Annotated in this window: 16 protein-coding genes, 9 tRNA genes and 3 rRNA genes; 27 read left to right on the forward strand and 1 reads right to left on the reverse strand. The window is 47.1% G+C overall.

Annotation, left to right across the window (positions count from 1 at the left end; translation table 11 throughout):
* The first annotated feature begins 54 nt into the window (after nt 1–54).
* From AC3ARB_RS01890 to AC3ARB_RS02020, 27 genes are all read left to right on the forward strand, one after another.
* On the forward strand, nt 55–1,239 hold the full coding sequence (locus AC3ARB_RS01890) for a pyridoxal phosphate-dependent aminotransferase (RefSeq protein WP_488320900.1): 1,185 nt from the start codon (nt 55–57) through the stop codon (nt 1,237–1,239).
* 88 nt (nt 1,240–1,327) lie between these two features.
* The gene (gene asnS, locus AC3ARB_RS01895; protein WP_488320901.1) at nt 1,328–2,674 is read left to right on the forward strand and encodes an asparagine--tRNA ligase; all 1,347 of its coding nucleotides are present in this window, start codon (nt 1,328–1,330) and stop codon (nt 2,672–2,674) included.
* A gap of 44 nt (nt 2,675–2,718) precedes the next feature.
* Nucleotides 2,719–3,561, forward strand: coding sequence for a hypothetical protein (locus tag AC3ARB_RS01900; RefSeq protein WP_488320902.1), 843 nt, complete (start codon nt 2,719–2,721; stop codon nt 3,559–3,561).
* Between the two features lie 457 nt (nt 3,562–4,018).
* Nucleotides 4,019–5,206 (forward strand): acetate kinase, encoded by a 1,188-nt coding sequence (locus AC3ARB_RS01905; RefSeq protein WP_488320903.1) that lies wholly within the window; start codon nt 4,019–4,021, stop codon nt 5,204–5,206.
* Between the two features lie 349 nt (nt 5,207–5,555).
* Nucleotides 5,556–6,392, forward strand: a complete 837-nt coding sequence (locus tag AC3ARB_RS01910) for an ABC transporter ATP-binding protein (protein ID WP_488320904.1) — start codon at nt 5,556–5,558, stop codon at nt 6,390–6,392.
* Nucleotides 6,385–7,083 (forward strand): hypothetical protein, encoded by a 699-nt coding sequence (locus AC3ARB_RS01915; protein ID WP_488320905.1) that lies wholly within the window; start codon nt 6,385–6,387, stop codon nt 7,081–7,083. Before AC3ARB_RS01910 ends, AC3ARB_RS01915 begins: the two co-directional genes overlap by 8 nt.
* Before the next feature lie 752 nt (nt 7,084–7,835).
* On the forward strand, nt 7,836–8,030 hold the full coding sequence (locus AC3ARB_RS01920) for a helix-turn-helix transcriptional regulator (RefSeq protein WP_488320906.1): 195 nt from the start codon (nt 7,836–7,838) through the stop codon (nt 8,028–8,030).
* A 197-nt stretch (nt 8,031–8,227) separates the two neighbouring features.
* Nucleotides 8,228–8,464, forward strand: coding sequence for a hypothetical protein (locus AC3ARB_RS01925; RefSeq protein WP_488320907.1), 237 nt, complete (start codon nt 8,228–8,230; stop codon nt 8,462–8,464).
* A gap of 29 nt (nt 8,465–8,493) precedes the next feature.
* Nucleotides 8,494–8,676: a hypothetical protein gene (locus AC3ARB_RS01930; protein ID WP_488320908.1), complete on the forward strand. Its 183-nt coding sequence runs from the start codon at nt 8,494–8,496 to the stop codon at nt 8,674–8,676.
* Between the two features lie 17 nt (nt 8,677–8,693).
* Nucleotides 8,694–8,891, forward strand: a complete 198-nt coding sequence (locus tag AC3ARB_RS01935; protein ID WP_488320909.1) for a hypothetical protein — start codon at nt 8,694–8,696, stop codon at nt 8,889–8,891.
* Entirely contained in the window at nt 8,884–9,351 is a 468-nt protein-coding gene (locus AC3ARB_RS01940; RefSeq protein ID WP_488320910.1) for a hypothetical protein, read from the forward strand. The genes AC3ARB_RS01935 and AC3ARB_RS01940 overlap by 8 nt, the downstream gene beginning before the upstream one ends.
* A gap of 13 nt (nt 9,352–9,364) precedes the next feature.
* Entirely contained in the window at nt 9,365–9,541 is a 177-nt protein-coding gene (locus tag AC3ARB_RS01945) for a hypothetical protein (RefSeq protein ID WP_488320911.1), read from the forward strand.
* Entirely contained in the window at nt 9,534–9,974 is a 441-nt protein-coding gene (locus tag AC3ARB_RS01950; protein ID WP_488320912.1) for a hypothetical protein, read from the forward strand. The genes AC3ARB_RS01945 and AC3ARB_RS01950 overlap by 8 nt, the downstream gene beginning before the upstream one ends.
* A gap of 68 nt (nt 9,975–10,042) precedes the next feature.
* Nucleotides 10,043–10,222, forward strand: a complete 180-nt coding sequence (locus AC3ARB_RS01955) for a hypothetical protein (protein WP_488320913.1) — start codon at nt 10,043–10,045, stop codon at nt 10,220–10,222.
* Nucleotides 10,223–10,705: 483 nt separating this feature from the next.
* Nucleotides 10,706–12,254, forward strand: a 16S ribosomal RNA gene (locus AC3ARB_RS01960).
* A gap of 78 nt (nt 12,255–12,332) precedes the next feature.
* Nucleotides 12,333–12,405: transfer RNA gene (locus AC3ARB_RS01965), tRNA-Ala, on the forward strand.
* Between the two features lie 284 nt (nt 12,406–12,689).
* A 23S ribosomal RNA gene (locus AC3ARB_RS01970) occupies nt 12,690–15,593 on the forward strand.
* A 94-nt stretch (nt 15,594–15,687) separates the two neighbouring features.
* Nucleotides 15,688–15,803, forward strand: a 5S ribosomal RNA gene (rrf, locus tag AC3ARB_RS01975).
* Together the 16S, 23S and 5S rRNA genes with 9 tRNA genes alongside form the textbook arrangement of a ribosomal RNA operon.
* A gap of 127 nt (nt 15,804–15,930) precedes the next feature.
* Nucleotides 15,931–16,003: transfer RNA gene (locus AC3ARB_RS01980), tRNA-Val, on the forward strand.
* A 17-nt stretch (nt 16,004–16,020) separates the two neighbouring features.
* A tRNA-Asp gene (locus AC3ARB_RS01985) sits at nt 16,021–16,093 on the forward strand.
* A gap of 88 nt (nt 16,094–16,181) precedes the next feature.
* Nucleotides 16,182–16,254, forward strand: a tRNA-Lys gene (locus tag AC3ARB_RS01990).
* A 3-nt stretch (nt 16,255–16,257) separates the two neighbouring features.
* Nucleotides 16,258–16,339 (forward strand) — tRNA-Leu (locus tag AC3ARB_RS01995).
* Between the two features lie 11 nt (nt 16,340–16,350).
* Nucleotides 16,351–16,423 (forward strand) — tRNA-Thr (locus AC3ARB_RS02000).
* 3 nt (nt 16,424–16,426) lie between these two features.
* Nucleotides 16,427–16,498 (forward strand) — tRNA-Gly (locus AC3ARB_RS02005).
* Nucleotides 16,499–16,514: 16 nt separating this feature from the next.
* Nucleotides 16,515–16,588: transfer RNA gene (locus AC3ARB_RS02010), tRNA-Ile, on the forward strand.
* Between the two features lie 25 nt (nt 16,589–16,613).
* A tRNA-Glu gene (locus AC3ARB_RS02015) sits at nt 16,614–16,685 on the forward strand.
* Between the two features lie 393 nt (nt 16,686–17,078).
* On the forward strand, nt 17,079–18,797 hold the full coding sequence (locus tag AC3ARB_RS02020) for a phospho-sugar mutase (protein ID WP_488320914.1): 1,719 nt from the start codon (nt 17,079–17,081) through the stop codon (nt 18,795–18,797).
* A 393-nt stretch (nt 18,798–19,190) separates the two neighbouring features.
* On the opposite strand, the gene AC3ARB_RS02025 is transcribed toward AC3ARB_RS02020, so the two are convergent.
* Complete coding sequence (locus AC3ARB_RS02025; protein WP_488320915.1) at nt 19,191–19,853, reverse strand: hypothetical protein; 663 nt, start codon at nt 19,851–19,853, stop codon at nt 19,191–19,193.
* Between the last annotated feature and the right edge of the window lie 6 nt (nt 19,854–19,859).

Genomic DNA, 19,859 nt, shown 5'->3' on the forward strand with positions numbered 1-19,859 from the left:
GGCAGTCGTTTGCAAAAGACGGGTTCTTGCTCTTTGCTTGCTAGAAAGGACATCATGACCAAATTATCGGACAGGGTCCTCGCCATGGGCGAGAGCGTGACCCTCAAGGCGGCGGCCAAGGCCAAGGCCCTCAAGGCCGACGGCCGGGATATTCTGGAGCTGACCCTGGGTGAGCCCGACTTCATTACCCCTGCCTTTATTCGGGAAAAAGCTGTCGCAGCCATCGAGGACGGCTCGGCCAGTTTTTACACGGTGGCCAGCGGCTTGCCTGCCCTTAAAGAAGCCATCAACAATTATTATCAGACCTATTATGGCTACCCTGTCGCCCAAAACGAAGTTGTCGTTGCGACTGGGGCAAAATTCATTCTCTACGCCTTTTTCATGGCCACTCTTAACCCAGGCGATGAGGTCATCATTCCTACCCCTTACTGGGTCTCCTATGCGGACCAGGTGGAGATGGCCGGTGGCCGACCAGTCTTTGTCCAGACGACAGAGGCCAGTAACTTCAAGGCCACGGTTGACCAACTGGAAGCTGCCAGAACAGACCAGACCAAGGTCCTCTTGCTCAATTCCCCGTCTAATCCGACCGGCATGGTTTACACGGCTGAGGAATTGACCGCCATTGGCAACTGGGCGGTTAACCATGACATCCTCATTTTAGCCGATGACATCTATGGCCGTCTGGTTTATAATGGGGCGATCTTTACCCCCATTTCCAGCCTGTCAGAGGCCATTCGCCAGCAGACCATCGTGGTTAACGGCGTGTCCAAGACCTATGCCATGACCGGTTGGCGGGTGGGCTGGGCGACTGGTTCAGTTGAAATCATCTCAGCCATGAGCAAGATCATCAGCCAGACCACCTCTAACCTGACCACCGCCTCCCAGTACGCTGCCATTGCGGCCCTAACAGGCGACCAGGCACCGATTGAGGCCATGCGGGCCACCTTTGAAGACCGGCTCAACACCCTTTACCCGCTGTTGAAGGAAGTACCTGGTTTTGAGGTGGTTAAACCAGAAGGAGCCTTCTACCTCTTCCCAAATGTTAAAGCAGCCATGACCCTCAAAGGCTTCGATGACGTGTCAGCCTTCACCGAGGACATCTTGGAAAAAACAGGCGTGGCTTTGGTCACAGGAGCAGGCTTCGGAGCCCCAGAAAACCTCCGCCTATCCTATGCGACGGATATGGAGACTTTGAAAGAAGCCGTTCATCGATTAAAGGCTTACATGGAAGAAGTGTAACGAGCTGCACCTATGACTAAATGAGGGGTACGTCCACACGACATCAGGAAGTATCAAAAAAACGATTGAATTTAGAAAAGAGAAGACCATGACAAGAACATTGATTACCATCAAGCAAGTGGCTGACCATGTTGGCCAAGAAGTGACCATCGGCAGCTGGGTTGCCAACAAATCAGGCAAAGGCAAGATTGCCTTCCTGCAACTCCGTGACGGCTCTGCCTTTTTCCAAGCCGTAGCCTTCAAACCAAACTTTATCGAAAAATTCGGTGAAGAAGAAGGAACTGCCAAGTTTGAGCTCATCAAACACCTGAGCCAGGAATCTTCTGTTTATGTGACTGGTATCGTCAAGGAAGATGAGCGGTCTAAGTTCGGCTATGAGCTGGACATCACCGACATCGAGCTGATTGGTGACAGCCAGGATTACCCAATCACGCCAAAAGAGCACGGGACTGATTTCCTTATGGACAACCGCCATCTCTGGCTCCGTTCCCGCCGTCAAAATGCCATCATGCAAATCCGTAACGCCATTCTTATGGCTTCAGCTGAGTTCTTCGACCGCAACGGCTTCATCAAGTTTGACAGCCCAATCCTGTCAGGTAATGCTGCGGAGAACACAACCGAACTTTTTGAGACAGATTACTTTGGTCAGCCAGCTTTCTTGAGCCAATCAGGTCAGCTTTATTTGGAAGCTGGGATGTTTGCCTTGGGTCGTGTCTATGACTTTGGGCCAGTTTTCCGTGCGGAAAAATCTAAAACCCGCCGTCACTTGACCGAGTTCTGGATGATGGATGCCGAGTACCCATTTTTGACCCACGAGGAGTCGCTTGATTTGCAAGAGGCTTATGTCAAGGCTTTGATTCAGGGCGTGCTTGACCGAGCACCACAAGCTCTGGAAACTCTTGAGCGTGATACCGAGCTCTTGAAAAAATACGTTGCCGAGCCTTTCAAACGGGTGTCTTACGACGATGCCGTGACCCTCTTGCAGGAACACCAAAACGATGAAGATGCCGACTACGAGCCAATGGTTCACGGTGACGACTTCGGTTCACCGCATGAGACCTGGATTTCAAACTACTTTGGCCTGCCGACCTTTATCGTCAACTATCCAGCCAGCTTCAAGGCCTTCTACATGAAGCCAGTTCCTGGCAATGAAGAGCGGGTCCTCTGTGCCGACCTCTTGGCCCCAGAAGGTTATGGGGAAATCATCGGTGGTTCTGAGCGGGAAACCGACTACAACAAACTATTGGCCAAAATCGAAGAAGAAGGCCTCAATCCAGCGGATTACGAGTTCTACCTTGACCTCCGTAAATACGGTAGCGTACCGCACTGTGGTTTCGGTCTCGGTCTGGAACGCATGATTACCTTCGTTGCAGGGACCAAACACATCCGAGAGGCCATTCCATTCCCACGGATGTTGCATCGTATCAAACCATAAGATCAATCCAGCCTCGGCTGGATTTTTCTGAAAGGGGATAGAAGATGAAGAAATTTCTTAAATATGGTTGTTTGTCTGCTTTAGTCTTTTTGGTGCTGCTCATGCTGTTTGCCGTCTGGACTTGGAAGGCGATGTTGACTGTCCCGCAAGAAACGAAACAGGAGCAGATTAGAATCACCAAAGAGTTTTTTGAAGACCATCTTGGGCTAGAGGTGATTTCGGTGGTTCCAGATGACAAGATTTGGTCTGAAGCAGGTCATTTTAATGTCACAGTCACCTTAAAAGATGGGACCGTCTTGGATTTAGACGATTTCCAAGACGGTCCGCCCTACACCCTTACCTATTCAACGACTGGATCTGAGACCGTTGACAGCCTTTTAACAGATATTTTGCTTGAACGAAGCCTTAACCGTGATTTTCAGGTGGCTGTCTATCCCTTTGAAGACATGAAAAATCTGCTTTTAAGACCAGAAGTTCATGCCATGGTGGATAAGGAAAAGAGTCTCGATTGGCATGTTTATATGGACTTGGCTGTCGATGTGGAGCAGCTGGATCAGGCATTTTTCGAGGAAATGACCAAGATTAAATCCTTGATGACTTATCATCTGGAACACGAGACGATTTTTGATGCCTATACCATCGAGCCAGAAAATCAGCTTGCGGTTAGGGAAGGTGTCAATCGTTTGGTCGATCAGGGCTACTTTAAGCTCTATCTCGCCTTTGCTTTGCCAGACTTACCAGCAGATGCCAAGATAGAAGACTATTTGAACATGGACGCAGTCGCTGCTTTGCCCAAACATACTAGGGTTGGCCTTTATGATGAAATCCATGCCCATGCTAGGGTACGTGTGGTTTACGAGACGTCTGATTTTCCCGAAACCGACTAATGGGTCTTGTCGGCTTAGGCCAAAGGCCTGGTGGCTGATTAAACCCAGGGTGTACTTGCTGTTCTGTTATTTCGAGCAGGTAGCCTAGAGCGAGGAATGACCATAGTTTATTTGCTAAGGTCAGTGCAAGACACAAAAAAACGCCAAACGGCGTTTTTTGTGTCTTAGCAGCCCTTGTGGTTGTTGAGGGTTCGCTCAAAAGCGTTGCTAGAAATGCCTTGTTCCAGAATGAGTTTAGCCCATTCTTGATTGGTTAAATCAGTATCATATGATTTTCGTGTCATATCTTTGGTTTAATATTTTTTGTGAATACCGGTTCTTAGCTTTAATTTACTGGCTTAGAGCTGTATAAAACAAAGTATTAACTCCCGAAGAGGAAAAAATCATCTGCAAAACGTGCCTTTTTGCCAAAAATTTGCTATAATGGAAACGTATAAAACGAAAATAGAGGTGTAAGATGTCAAAAACAATTGCAATCAACGCTGGTAGTTCAAGTCTCAAATGGCAACTCTACAAGATGCCAGAGGAGCAAGTGCTTGCTGCTGGTGTTATTGAGCGTATCGGTTTGAAAGATTCCATTTCAACCGTTAAATTTGACGGTAAAAAAGAGTCGCAAACCCTGGATATCGCTGACCACAGCCAAGCAGTAAAACTGCTCTTGGACGACCTGATTAAGTTTGAAATCATCGGCAGCTACGAGGAAATCACTGGTGTAGGTCACCGTGTCGTTGCTGGCGGCGAAGACTTCAAGCAGTCTGTTCTCTTGGACGACGCGGCTATCGCCCGCATCGAAGAGCTGTCTAGCCTGGCTCCTCTTCACAACCCAGCCAACGTTGCTGGTATCCGTGCCTTCAAGGCCATCCTTCCTGACATCACCAGCGTGGCGGTCTTCGATACGGCCTTCCACACCACCATGCCAGAAGTGGCCTACCGCTACCCTGTACCAAACCGTTTCTACACCGACCACGCTGTTCGTAAGTACGGTGCTCATGGTACCAGCCACTACTACGTGTCTCGCCAAGCGGCTGAGCTCCTCGGTAAGCCCCTTGAGGAAACCAAGCTCATCACTGCTCACATCGGTAACGGCATCTCCATTTCTGCCATCGACGGCGGTAAGTCTGTGGACACCTCTATGGGCTTCACCCCTCTTGCTGGCCCGATGATGGGCACACGCTCTGGCGATATTGACCCAGCCATTATTCCTTATTTGGTGGAAAATGTAGCAGAGCTGGAAACCGCTGCTGACGTGATTAACGTGCTTAACAAAGAGTCAGGTCTTAAAGGCATTGCTGAAGTGTCTAGCGACATGCGTGAAATCGAAGCAGGTGTTGAAGCAGGTGATGAAAAATGTACCCTGGCCTTCAACATGTTGATCAATCGCCTGCAAAAATTCATCGGTCAATACCTTGCCGTTTTGAACGGAGCAGATGCCTTGGTCTTTACAGCGGGTATCGGTGAAAACTCTGTTCGGGTTCGTAACGCCGTTGTTTCTGGTTTGACTTGGTTCGGTATGGACATCGACCCAGAGAAGAACGTCTTTGGTAACTCAGGCGACATCTCAACACCAAACGCCAAGGTGCGTGTTCTGGTTGTTCCAACAGACGAAGAACTTGTTATCGCTCGCGACGTTGAAAAATTGAAATAAGCTGACTAAAATGCCCACTCTGTGGTATTAAAATATAAAGACAAATCAAAAAGTTGCTAGAACTAAATGTTCTGGCAACTTTTTGACATTTTTAGAGCTATTTATTAGCGAGTAACAGCGTAGTAGATAATACCACCAGCAATCACAAATTTTGCCCCTGCATAAATCATAGCAGCAGTCATCATGACAGTGTTCCTCCATAGTTAAACTCGTTACATTTCATAAATATTTTATAGTGTACATAAAATTGAAAAATTAAGTGAAAATTTCAGAAAATAAATGTTTTTACTTTTCACTTGTCTAATGTTATACTAGCTGGAGTATTGCGATGAAAGGAAGAGGGTAAGATATGCGAACAACAATTATTGAAGTTTCCAGTTTAATGAAAACATTTCGCCATCAAAAGGCGTTAGACGGTATTGATTTTAAGATTGCAGAAGGGCAAATTTTTGGCTTTTTGGGACCCTCTGGCTCTGGAAAAACAACGACTATCAATATTTTGACGGGGCAGTTAAAAGCTGATTCAGGCCAGGCCTTCTTGCTTGGAAAGTCCAGTGACAGCTTGAAGCCTGAAGATTTCAGACAGATAGGTATGATGGGGGATGGCTTAGGGGCTTATGACAAAATGACTGTTTGGGATAACCTTTCTTTTTTTGCTCGATTTCATCAACAGTCATTTTCAGTCTTAGAATCCTTGTTGAAGCAATTGGAACTATATGATGCTCGAGATACAAAAGTTGAAAAATTATCAACAGGAATGAAACAACGCCTATATTTGATTCGCTCTCTCTTGCATCAGCCGAAGGTCTTGTTTTTAGATGAACCGACGTCAGGTATGGATCCCACCTTGTCTCGTAAAGTTCATGCCCTCTTGCTCGACTTAAAACATAAAGGGGTGACTATTTTTCTGACAACACACGATATGGAAGAAGCGACTAAGTTATGTGATGAGGTAGCTCTTCTGCATCAGGGTCAAATTGTGGAGCGAGGAACACCAACGGAGATTGTGTCTCGATATAGTCAGGAAGAAATGGTAGAATTGACTTATCAAAATGGTAGAAAAAAACTTGTTTCTCGCTCAGAACTTTCCAATCATATCAGTGAGTACGTGACCAGTATTCATACGGTCACAGCAACTTTAGAAGATGTTTTTATTCAATTGACAGGAGAACAATTAGATGTTTAATGAGTTTAAGAGTCTGCTTTGGTTACGTTGGCGTTACCTCTTAGCAACCAAAGTTATTTTGTTTGTTTGCGTTTTGACCCCTTTTCTTGATTTTTACTTACTTAGCTTATGGGAAGTTGCCCGTCAGGACACCTATTTTTTGAATATGGCTCTCTCTATGATTTATAGTTTAACGGCAGGTTGTTTCATCACCATGATGGTTGGGGAAGAGAAAGAAAAAAACAATCTCAAAACCTTACGCTTGTCAGGTGTTCGGGACAGTCTGTATTTGTTATCTGTGATATTCTTCCCTGTTCTATTTTCTTTTATGAGTGCTTCTATCCTTCCCTTGGTTTTTGGTACAACATTTGGAAGTTGGTTAATCTATTTTGGGGTGATTGGTACAACCATTCTAACCTTTATTTTTTTGAATTTGACGATTGCCCTATTAGCCAAAAGCCAGCAACAGGCTGCTGGTATTAGCATGTTTATCTTGATGTTGGCAACATTTTTACCTGCCTTTGCACCATTACATCCGATGTTAAAACAGCTGACTTATCTATCTTTTGTTGGTGCCAATGCAGAATTTTTGACGAGTTTAGTAGATTATCAATTCGTCAGTTGGTCTTTTGTTGCTCAACTTGTTTGGCTAGTTGGTCTTATTTTAACGAGTATTTGGGCTTATCGTCGAACCATTATTTTAGGTTATTGAATATTACGATAGCAGACGAAGAACTGGTTATCGCCCGCGATGTTGAAAAATTGAAATAAGCTAGCAAAAATGATGGGTACCCCCCATCATTTTTTACTAGCCTGATTTTGAAAAATACCCCAACCATCTTATCATACCATAAATCCGCTTTCAAAAACAGACTTGTTTTTAATAGTTTTTTGTGCTATTCTCTAGGTGAGGACAAGGGTACTCTAGAATAAATTGGGGGGAGAGAGGAGGTAGAAGCGACAATGGGGAGTACTTGTTGACAGATTAGGACTAAAGATTTTCTATTATAAACTTGAATGTAGGGAGGTATGCCGTTGGTTAGACAGGTTTTGAAAAAACGCTTTTCTTTTTGGAAAATAGGGAGGCACTATTTGATAGACCTCTACTTGCTGGTTAATCTCTTTATTATCTTACCGCTCGCCATTATCCATATCAACTTCTTTCGCTATCCCGTCCCTGATTTAGATGTGTCTTCACGCTTATGGGAAAGTGTTCAAATGCTGTTCATTGGATGGCTTGCTTTGCTGTTGATCAAATTGGTCTTTTTGCTCGTGATAAAATTTGTTGATAAGTTAGACACATAAATTTATTTTTGGCCTCACTCAATGAGTGAGGTTTTTTCTTGCCTAAAAATTTTGTAAAGAAAACTTTACTTTTTTTGTAAAATACGCTTGACATTTAATGTAAAGCAAGCTATACTATAAATGTAAAGTTAACTATACAAAGAAATATTGGAGGAGGCAATGGACACCAAAATCCAAGAACTCCGCAAGGCTAACAAAATCAGCCAAGCGGAACTCGCAGACGCTCTGGACGTCACCAGGCAGACCATCATTTCCCTAGAGAAAGGTCGCTACAACGCCTCGCTGGAGTTGGCCTACAAAATTGCCAAATACTTCGGCAAAACCATCGAAGAAGTGTTTATTTTTGAGGACTGATACACCCCAGTGGGGTGTATCAGGTACGAGCCTGAAAACCAGAGAGCGAGTACAGTCCAGTGGACTGTTGAGGTGCGAGCCTGAAAATGATAAAGCGAGCAAGCCCCGGTGGGGTGTATCAGCTGCGTCCCTATAAACAGGAGAGCGAGCAGAATACCAGCGTTATCGAGAGAAGTCAAAAGTAGAAAGAGGACAAGATGATGACAATGAAGCAATTTATTAACGAAAACATCAAACCAAGCCCCAAGTGGTTCCAAGCCCTGCAAGGGTTTGGGACAGGGGTTATACTGATGGGACTCTGCATCACCCTTATCCATAGTGTTTACAAGGGAGAACCCATAGATTGGTCATTTTTAAGTTCACAGTTTGTAGGCATCCTACTGGTTAACAGCAATACCATTTTGCTGGAAGTTGAGAAGTGGTTGCCGTTTTAAGTTGGGTAAATTATACGAGGAGAAGATTGATGAAAACATTGTGGGTAAAACTTAGAGAAACTGATCAAGAATTAGACCGATTGCCTTGGTATCACAAACTAGCGCTTGAGCTTTTACTGTTAGCGGCTCTGGTGGCGATCTTGCCCTTGTTTGGGGACATTTATCATCTTGGTCAGACAGTTGGAGCTCATCTTTACAATACATTTTTCTGAGAATTGGAGATAAGGGTATGACTAAACAAATCTTAATGCTCTTGGAAAACCTACTGGTTGGCCTCATGGTGTTTTTGTTAGCCATCAGCATGACAGGCTACCTAGGCTGGCATCCTGTGACTGTCCCCATCGTGGAGGGACTGTTTGTGACAAGCATTGCTCGTTTAGGGATAAAAAATTTGAAAAAGAAAGTTGTGGAGGGGAATCATGTTTGATAAGATTTGGAACATATTGTTTAAGAAAAAGTCAGAACAAGACTTTCGCAAGGGGTTATTCAAGGGACTAATCGCCTTGGTCGTGTTGTTAGTAGAATTGGGTTTCATTTACTGGCATGCCCAACCCTGGTACCCTAAGACCATTTTACTCATTTTGGCAGGTTTGGTCGTGATCCATCTTTATGCTTATACCAGAGCCCTTGTTGATAAGGCCTACTTTAAGAAACTCTACATTAATGCCTACGATGAACGAAACAAGGAAATTATCAAGTTATCGGTGGTGTCGAGTTATGTTATGGTCATGATGGTCGTGATTTATCATTTTGGTTATGCTTTTGGGGCAGAACTGGTTATCCTAGAGCCCAAGATGATTTCCCTGAGTGGTTTTTGTGCCACACTTTTAGGAACCGGAATTAGTGGCTTTTTCGGAAGCAAATTAATCTTACAGAAATTTTATTAGAGAGGCGAACATTATGACATCACTTAAACAAATCTTACAATTGTTTATCATGGGCCTAGCTATTGGCATCCTGATTTATGGGCTTGTGGAGAGCCTGATTGGTTTAGGCTTGACCCTGGCAGTCCTCTATGTGATTGACAAGTTCTTGACCCAAAATCTTGCTACCAAGGGAGGTGAGGTCCATGACTAAGCTCAGTCCTGAGGCCTTTCGCAAGGAAATCCTCGTTCATGGCCTCCTTTTTCTAGGTCTCACCTTGCCCTCTTGGTTGCTCTACCAAAGCATCACCATCACCTGGATAAGGCTTATCTTGATGGGGCAGTTTGGCTTTTACTTGGTAGTCGGCCTGTTCAATCTCTACACCGTCTTCAATGCTAAGGCGTTCAAGCGAGCCTTGACTGCCCGTAATGACGAACGTTACCAGTTGATTCAACATAAGGCAGAAATTTTTGGTTACCGCTCCCTGCTCTTTTTACTGGGGTTGGTGGTTGGTTTTGAGGGGGCTGGTCAACTGTTTGGTTACAGTAGCCTTGTCCTTGGCATCTGGGAATTTGCCTTGCTCATGATGACCCTGAACGCCGTAACCTACGCCCTAGCCAAACTCTACTACCAGCACCGGCTCTAGTCCTCCCCCTCGCTCTGCTGGTTGCACCAGCTGGAAGCTCGGCTATTTTTCAATAGAAAGGGCAGCTTATGTCGCTCTCACAAGGCTTGGTCAAGCTCGTCTTGGCTGTCCTGCTTCTCCTCTTTGGCTCGCTCCCCATGGGCATCGCCGCAACCTTTGTGCCCCTGCTACCAGTCGCGGTGCCCGTGCTCTTTGTTTTGCAGTTGCTTTTGATGGCCTTTTTATGGTTGGGAAAATGGCAGAGCTGACTAACTTTTGATGGTATCTGGTAGCGGAAGCCCACCAGATACCTGCCCGCGGCCTGCTCCTAGATGACTACCTGGCCCAAGCCAAATCCCAGCTCAGCCTTCAAGACCAGGCCCAGTTTGCCCAACTCCTCACAGGTCGGAGTTTCCAGGGGCCTTGCTAGCTCTATCGAAAACGCCGTGCCTTTCTCAGTAATGATAAAAAAATAAAACTTCCCCCTTGCCAAGCCCGAACAGATGTGTTAAGATATAACAGTTGTCTCGCAAGAGACGTCTAGTGCAAAAAAAGATTTCAAAAAAACTAAAAAAGTTGTTGACAAAGAAATCTGGTTGTGCTAGAATAAGATAGTTGTCTCGCAAGAGACATGATGACCCTTGAGAACTGAACAAGACGAACCAAGTTGGGATTGAATAGTATGTTTAATCCCGTCAAGAAAAACAATAAACGGATAAGCCAGTCGGCTTAGTCGGACAAACCATTATATTTTATATGAGAGTTTGATCCTGGCTCAGGACGAACGCTGGCGGCGTGCCTAATACATGCAAGTAGAACGCTGACCTCTGGTGCTTGCGCTAGAGTGATGAGTTGCGAACGGGTGAGTAACGCGTAGGTAACCTACCTGATAGCGGGGGATAACTATTGGAAACGATAGCTAATACCGCATAACAGTCTTTCTCGCATGAGAGAGATTTGAAAGGAACAATTGTTTCACTATCAGATGGACCTGCGTTGTATTAGCTAGTTGGTGAGGTAACGGCTCACCAAGGCTTCGATACATAGCCGACCTGAGAGGGTGATCGGCCACACTGGGACTGAGACACGGCCCAGACTCCTACGGGAGGCAGCAGTAGGGAATCTTCGGCAATGGGGGCAACCCTGACCGAGCAACGCCGCGTGAGTGAAGAAGGTTTTCGGATCGTAAAGCTCTGTTGTAAGAGAAGAACGTTGAGTAGAGTGGAAAGTTACTCAAGTGACGGTATCTTACCAGAAAGGGACGGCTAACTACGTGCCAGCAGCCGCGGTAATACGTAGGTCCCGAGCGTTGTCCGGATTTATTGGGCGTAAAGCGAGCGCAGGCGGTTTAATAAGTCTGAAGTAAAAGGCAGTGGCTCAACCATTGTATGCTTTGGAAACTGTTGAACTTGAGTGCAGAAGGGGAGAGTGGAATTCCATGTGTAGCGGTGAAATGCGTAGATATATGGAGGAACACCGGTGGCGAAAGCGGCTCTCTGGTCTGTAACTGACGCTGAGGCTCGAAAGCGTGGGTAGCGAACAGGATTAGATACCCTGGTAGTCCACGCCGTAAACGATGAGTGCTAGGTGTTAGGCCCTATCCGGGGCTTAGTGCCGGAGCTAACGCATTAAGCACTCCGCCTGGGGAGTACGGCCGCAAGGCTGAAACTCAAAGGAATTGACGGGGGCCCGCACAAGCGGTGGAGCATGTGGTTTAATTCGAAGCAACGCGAAGAACCTTACCAGGTCTTGACATCCCTCTGACCGGCCTAGAGATAGGCTTTCTCTTCGGAGCAGAGGTGACAGGTGGTGCATGGTTGTCGTCAGCTCGTGTCGTGAGATGTTGGGTTAAGTCCCGCAACGAGCGCAACCCCTATTGTTAGTTGCCATCATTCAGTTGGGCACTCTAGCGAGACTGCCGGTAATAAACCGGAGGAAGGTGGGGATGACGTCAAATCATCATGCCCCTTATGACCTGGGCTACACACGTGCTACAATGGCTGGTACAACGAGTCGCAAGTCGGTGACGGCAAGCTAATCTCTTAAAGCCAGTCTCAGTTCGGATTGTAGGCTGCAACTCGCCTACATGAAGTCGGAATCGCTAGTAATCGCGGATCAGCACGCCGCGGTGAATACGTTCCCGGGCCTTGTACACACCGCCCGTCACACCACGAGAGTTTGTAACACCCGAAGTCGGTGAGGTAACCTTTATGGAGCCAGCCGCCTAAGGTGGGATAGATGATTGGGGTGAAGTCGTAACAAGGTAGCCGTATCGGAAGGTGCGGCTGGATCACCTCCTTTCTAAGGAACCCTTTTAAAGGGTAACGGATACTTGAGTTTGTCTTGTTTAGTTCTGAAGGGTTATACCCATCGGTATGTGGGGCCTTAGCTCAGCTGGGAGAGCGCCTGCTTTGCACGCAGGAGGTCAGCGGTTCGATCCCGCTAGGCTCCATTATCTAGGATACAAAGTGACGGTTCGCCTTGGCGAAAAGTTCTGTATAAATTTCGCGAACTGACGCTGAATGCTTGCATTCAAGGCAGTTTAAGAAATTTACTAGGAACTTAGTCACGTGTTCAACTTAGATAAACCCTAATGTTAAAACCATATAAGGTTTAACACTTGTCCATTGACAATTGAATATCTATATCAAATTCCATTTATGAAAATAAATGTAATAGTAACAAGAAAATAAACCGAAACGCTGCGCATGAAAATGCGATAATAATTAATTTAAAGGTTAAGTTAATAAGGGCGCACGGTGGATGCCTTGGCACTAGGAGCCGATGAAGGACGTGACGAACAACGAAATGCTTTGGGGAGCTGTAAGTAAGCATTGATCCAGAGATGTCCGAATGGGGGAACCCGGCAGGTTGATGCCTGTCATCCGCATCTGTTAAGGATGTCGGAGGGAAGACGCAGTGAACTGAAACATCTAAGTAGCTGCAGGAAGAGAAAGCAAAAGCGATTGCCTTAGTAGCGGCGAGCGAAACGGCAGAAGGGCAAACCGAAGAGTTTACTCTTCGGGGTTGTAGGACTGCAACGTGGACTTAATTTTGATAGACGAATGACATGGGAAGGTCAGCCAGAGAGAGTGAGAGCCTCGTAGTCGAAATCGAAGTTATACCTAGCAGTATCCTGAGTACGGCGAGACACGCGAAATCTCGTCGGAATCCGGGAGGACCATCTCCCAACCCTAAATACTCCCTAGTGACCGATAGTGAACCAGTACCGTGAGGGAAAGGTGAAAAGCACCCCGGGAGGGGAGTGAAATAGAACCTGAAACCGTGTGCCTACAACAAGTTCGAGCCCGTTAATGGGTGAGAGCGTGCCTTTTGTAGAATGAACCGGCGAGTTACGATATGTTGCGAGGTTAAGTTGAAGAGACGGAGCCGTAGGGAAACCGAGTCTTAATAGGGCGTCATAGTAACATGTCGTAGACCCGAAACCATGTGACCTACCCATGAGCAGGTTGAAGGTGCGGTAAAACGCACTGGAGGACCGAACCAGGGCACGTTGAAAAGTGCTTGGATGACTTGTGGGTAGCGGAGAAATTCCAAACGAACTTGGAGATAGCTGGTTCTCTCCGAAATAGCTTTAGGGCTAGCGTCGACATTGAGATTCTTGGAGGTAGAGCACTGTTTGGATGAGGGGGCCATCTCGGTTTACTGATTTCAGATAAACTCCGAATGCCAAAGAATTATGGTCGGCAGTCAGACTGCGAGTGCTAAGATCCGTAGTCGAAAGGGAAACAGCCCAGACCACCAGCTAAGGTCCCAAAATATGTGTTAAGTGGAAAAGGATGTGGGGTTGCACAGACAACTAGGATGTTAGCTTAGAAGCAGCTATTCATTCAAAGAGTGCGTAATAGCTCACTAGTCGAGTGACCCTGCGCCGAAAATGTACCGGGGCTAAAACACATTACCGAAGCTGTGGATGACACTTATGTGTCATGGTAGGAGAGCGTTCTATATGCGGCGAAGGCATACCGTGAGGAGTGCTGGAGCGTATAGAAGTGAGAATGCCGGTATGAGTAGCGAAAGATGGGTGAGAATCCCATCCACCGTAAGACTAAGGTTTCCAGGGGAAGGCTCGTCCGCCCTGGGTTAGTCGGGACCTAAGGAGAGACCGAACGGTGTATCCGATGGCCAACAGGTTGATATTCCTGTACTAGAGTATGAAGTGATGGAGGGACGCAGTAGGCTAACTAGAGCCGGCGATTGGAAGTGCCGGTCTAAGCAGTGAGGCTTGGTATGAGTTAAATGCTTGTACCTATAAGGTTGAGCTGTGATGGGGAGCGAAGTTTAGTAGCGAAGCTAGTGACGTCACACTGCCAAGAAAAGCTTCTAGCGTTGTATTATACTCTACCCGTACCGCAAACCGACACAGGTAGTCGAGGCGAGTAGCCTCAGGTGAGCGAGAGAACTCTCGTTAAGGAACTCGGCAAAATGACCCCGTAACTTCGGGAGAAGGGGTGCTGGCTTTAAGTCAGCCGCAGTGAATAGGCCCAAGCAACTGTTTATCAAAAACACAGCTCTCTGCTAAATCGTAAGATGATGTATAGGGGGTGACGCCTGCCCGGTGCTGGAAGGTTAAGAGGAGGGTTTAGCGCAAGCGAAGATCTGAATTGAAGCCCCAGTAAACGGCGGCCGTAACTATAACGGTCCTAAGGTAGCGAAATTCCTTGTCGGGTAAGTTCCGACCCGCACGAAAGGCGTAATGATTTGGGCACTGTCTCAACGAGAGACTCGGTGAAATTTTAGTACCTGTGAAGATGCAGGTTACCCGCGACAGGACGGAAAGACCCCATGGAGCTTTACTGCAGTTTGATATTGAGTATCTGTACCACATGTACAGGATAGGTAGGAGCCTATGAGATCGGGACGCCAGTTTCGATGGAGGCGATGTTGGGATACTACCCTTGTGTTATGGCTACTCTAACCCAGATAGGTTATCCCTATCGGAGACAGTGTCTGACGGGCAGTTTGACTGGGGCGGTCGCCTCCTAAAAGGTAACGGAGGCGCCCAAAGGTTCCCTCAGATTGGTTGGAAATCAATCGTAGAGTGTAAAGGTATAAGGGAGCTTGACTGCGAGAGCTACAACTCGAGCAGGGACGAAAGTCGGGCTTAGTGATCCGGTGGTTCCGCATGGAAGGGCCATCGCTCAACGGATAAAAGCTACCCTGGGGATAACAGGCTTATCTCCCCCAAGAGTTCACATCGACGGGGAGGTTTGGCACCTCGATGTCGGCTCGTCGCATCCTGGGGCTGTAGTCGGTCCCAAGGGTTGGGCTGTTCGCCCATTAAAGCGGCACGCGAGCTGGGTTCAGAACGTCGTGAGACAGTTCGGTCCCTATCCGTCGCGGGCGTAGGAAATTTGAGAGGATCTGCTCCTAGTACGAGAGGACCAGAGTGGACTTACCGCTGGTGTACCAGTTGTCTTGCCAAAGGCATCGCTGGGTAGCTATGTAGGGACGGGATAAACGCTGAAAGCATCTAAGTGTGAAACCCACCTCAAGATGAGATTTCCCATGATTTTATATCAGTAAGGACCCTTAGAGAAGATGAGGTTGATAGGTTGGGAGTGGAAGTGTTGCGAGACATGGAGCGGACCAATACTAATCGTCCGAGGACTTATCCGAAGTCAAAATTAAGTCAGTAGAAGTATTGACAAGCGTAACGGTTTTGAGTTACAATATAGGTATTCAATTATCAGTGGATAAGCACTGAGATTAGTTAAGTGATGATAGCCTAGGAGATACACCTGTTCCCATGCCGAACACAGCAGTTAAGCCCTAGTACGCCTGAAGTAGTTGGGGGTTGCCCCCTGTGAGATAAGGGAGTTGCTTAGCTAATATATAGGGAGTTTAGCTCACTGGGAGAGCTGAAACAGTCTAGTAGACTGTTTCAGGTTGTGGATGAAGAAAGCGTAGCTTTCCTCACTACAGATGCTTGACCGCTGAGTTGAACGACCGACTAGGGAGTTTAGCTCAGCTGGGAGAGCATCTGCCTTACAAGCAGAGGGTCAGCGGTTCGATCCCGTTAACTCCCATTACTAGAAATAGTATAGGTCCCGTAGTGTAGCGGTTATCACGTCGCCCTGTCACGGCGAAGATCGCGGGTTCGATTCCCGTCGGGACCGTTGAAACATCACAGTGTGATGTTTCAAGTGACCAGATAAAGAAAGACGGAAGTCTTTCCACAAATGGTTAAGTGTTAATTGAATAGAAGACTCGTTAGCTCAGTTGGTAGAGCAATTGACTTTTAATCAATGGGTCGCTGGTTCGAGCCCAGCACGAGTCATATGCGGGTTTGGCGGAATTGGCAGACGCACCAGATTTAGGATCTGGCGCTTTCGGGCGTGGGGGTTCAAGTCCCTTAACCCGCATGAAGAGATAGGCCGGCTTAGCTCAGTTGGTAGAGCATCTGATTTGTAATCAGAGGGTCGCGTGTTCAAGTCATGTAGCCGGCATATGCGAACGTAGTTCAGTGGTAGAACACCACCTTGCCAAGGTGGGGGTCGCGGGTTCGAATCCCGTCGTTCGCTTGACCGAAAGGTTTATGGGCGCGTAGCTCAGGTGGTTAGAGCGCACGCCTGATAAGCGTGAGGTCGGTGGTTCGAGTCCACTCGTGCCCATTCACTGAAAAGTGATTTTAGATATGCTCCGTTGGTCAAGGGGTTAAGACACCGCCTTTTCACGGCGGTAACACGGGTTCGAATCCCGTACGGAGTGTCTGTTAAGAAGAGGTTGCCTCTTCTTTTTTTGTTCTTCTGAATTTGAAAACCATCTACTGTGACGCTACAAGATAGCGAAAAGAAATACAAGACAGTGAAAACCATTAGGACAAACGCATGAAAAAAACGACGATTTCAGAAAACAATTTTTCAGATAAGTGTTGCACTTTTTAGATGAAAATTTTGGTATAATTTCCGTGAGATGAATAGAATAGTACCGATTATCGAGGTGTTTTCAAGAAAATTTCCAAAAAATGAATGTAACTCAAAAAGATAGTTGCATTCTTTTTTCATGCGTACGTCGTGTGAAAACCATGAAATTCTGTTTTCTTTTTTCAAAAATTATGGTATAATGAAAGCGATTAAAAAACGACTACCTAAGGAGATGACAATGACTTATACTGAAACCTATCAAAGCTGGCTCAACCAGCCTGAACTGCCAGACTTCCTCCGTCAAGAACTCTTGGCCATGGATGAAAAGACCAAGGAAGACGCCTTCTATACTAACCTGGAGTTTGGTACCGCAGGCATGCGGGGCTACATCGGGGCTGGCACCAATCGCATCAACAGCTTTGTGGTTCGCCAAGCTACCGAAGGTCTGGCCAAGCTGATTGACAGCAAGGGCGAGGACGCCAAAAAACGTGGTGTTGCCATCGCCTACGATAGCCGCCACTTCTCGCCAGAGTTTGCCGAGGATTCTGCTCGTGTTTTGGCTGCCCACGGCATCAAGGCCTACGTTTTCGAGAGCCTGCGCCCAACGCCTGAACTCTCCTTTGCCGTTCGCCACCTCAAGGCTATCGCTGGCATCATGATTACGGCCAGTCACAACCCCAAAGAGTTCAACGGCTACAAGGTTTACGGCGAAGATGGGGGCCAAATGCCACCGGCTGACGCTTCTGCCCTGACCGACTACATCCGTGCCATCGACAACCCGTTTGCGGTTGCTGTGGCTGACCTTGAAGAAGCCAAAGCCAGCGGTTTGATTGAGATTCTTGGCGAAGCCATTGATGCCGCCTACCTCAAAGAGCTTGAGAGCATTACCATCAACCACGACCTCATCGCCGATCATGGCCGCGACATGAAGATTGTCTACACCCCTCTCCACGGTACGGGTGAAATGCTGGCGCGTCGTGCCCTGGCCCAAGCAGGCTTCGAGTCTGTGGCCATCGTTGATAGCCAGGCCCAGCCTGACCCAGACTTCTCAACCGTTAAGTCACCAAACCCAGAAAGCCAAGCCGCCTTTGCCCTGGCAGAAGAGCTGGGCCGCCAAGTAGATGCTGACGTGCTTCTGGCGACTGACCCAGACGCCGACCGCCTCGGTGTTGAAATCCGTCAAGCCGACGGCAGCTACCTCAACCTGTCTGGTAACCAAATCGGTGCCATCCTGGCCAAGTACATCTTGGAAGCCCATAAGCAAGCCAGTACCCTACCAGCCAACGCTGCCTTGGCCAAGTCCATCGTGTCAACCGAGCTGGTGACCAAGATTGCTGAAAGCTACGGGGCAACCATGTTCAACGTCTTGACAGGCTTCAAGTTCATCGCTGAGAAAATCCAAGAATTTGAAGACACCAACAACCACACCTACATGTTTGGTTTTGAAGAGAGCTTTGGCTACCTGATTAAACCATTCGTGCGTGACAAGGATGCCATTCAGGCTGTTCTTCTCATCGCTGAGATTGCTGCCTACTACCGCTCGAAAGGCCTGACCCTGGCAGATGGTTTGGACGAGATTTACAAGGAATACGGCTACTTCGCAGAGAAAACCATTTCCATCGACCTGGCCGGTATCGACGGTGCTGCTCAAATCAAGGCCATCATGGCCAAGTTCCGTGAGGCAGCTCCTAGCCAGTGGGGGGGTATCGAGCTGGCCTTGGCAGAGGATTTTGCCAAACAAACCGCAACTGCAGCTGACGGCACCGTGACCCAACTGACCACACCGCCATCAGACGTGCTCAAGTACAGCTTGACTGACGATTCTTGGTTTGCCGTTCGCCCATCAGGTACCGAACCAAAAATCAAGTTCTACATCGCAACTGTCGGCCAGGACATGACCGAGGCCCAAGACAAGATTGTAGCTATCGAAGCCCAACTCAAGGACTTTATCGCCTAAGCAAAAAGGAGGCTGGGACAAAAGTCCAAACCCCAATATTAAAAGCGAACAAAGAAGGATTTCTGAAAATCAGAACCTCTCTTTGTTCGCCTTTTTTGTTTTTTAGTTTCATCGGGGGATAATTGTATGAGATTTCGAAAACTCAAAATCTTTTTGTCCCAGCCTCTTTCTTGCTTTGAATTCATTTTAGCTTGGTCGCTAATTGGACAGAATATAGGGTAGAGAGGAACTTATGGGTTATTGATTTGGTCAAACATGCTTGGCGTTACCTTCTGATAGCCTATTTCCCAAAGGAATCACATCTAGTGCTGTGTCTGTATCACGAAGTTGTTCATCAGCCGTATAGAATTTGATATGGGCCGCAAAGGTTAATAAGCCTTAGTGTTTTTGAGGTCATTCTGATTTGGCCAACCAATAATTGCGATGAGGCTCGATGATTATCTGAAAGCGTGGGACTAAAAACCGATGAAAATCTGCTAAGTTGACAGGGGTTACTGGTCGTTTAGCGGTGTTAAATTGATTAGCACTGGCAGGTGTTAAAAACAGCTTGACTGCTGTTTTCCCACCCTCCAGTTCAATCGTCTCAAAACCAAATCGACTGCCCGCAACTCCAGTTAAGGGCTCTCCGATGTAGAAAAAGGTCTTGTTCTTCAGCAAGTCATAGGCCTGTTCAGGAGATATCCTATTTCTAGCTTGAGCATAAAGGATGCAAAAGCTATCAATGACATCACGCAGGCTCTCCAATTCCTCCCGAGACACCTCAAAGGACCCAGCAGGAAAACCGTGGAGAACCAAGCTCTGTGTCTCAGTTCTTTGTAAAGCGTCATCTGCTGCAATCCCAAGAACATAATCCTGGCCTTGAGCTCCGTAGACTTTTGACATTTCTTCAAAACTATCCTGTGTCAAACAGACATGGACATGCTGATCAAAGGCTTGACCATCCTGATTAACCAAGACCTTAACAGGGTCGTCTAAGTGATTAAAGAAATCTAGGGCCTCAAGCGTTGCTGGGAGAAAGCGAGGAGCTTCCTTCTTCTTTTTTAACCAAGAAAACATCCGCTC

It is taken from the genome of Streptococcus sp. ZY171113 (assembly GCF_057748235.1).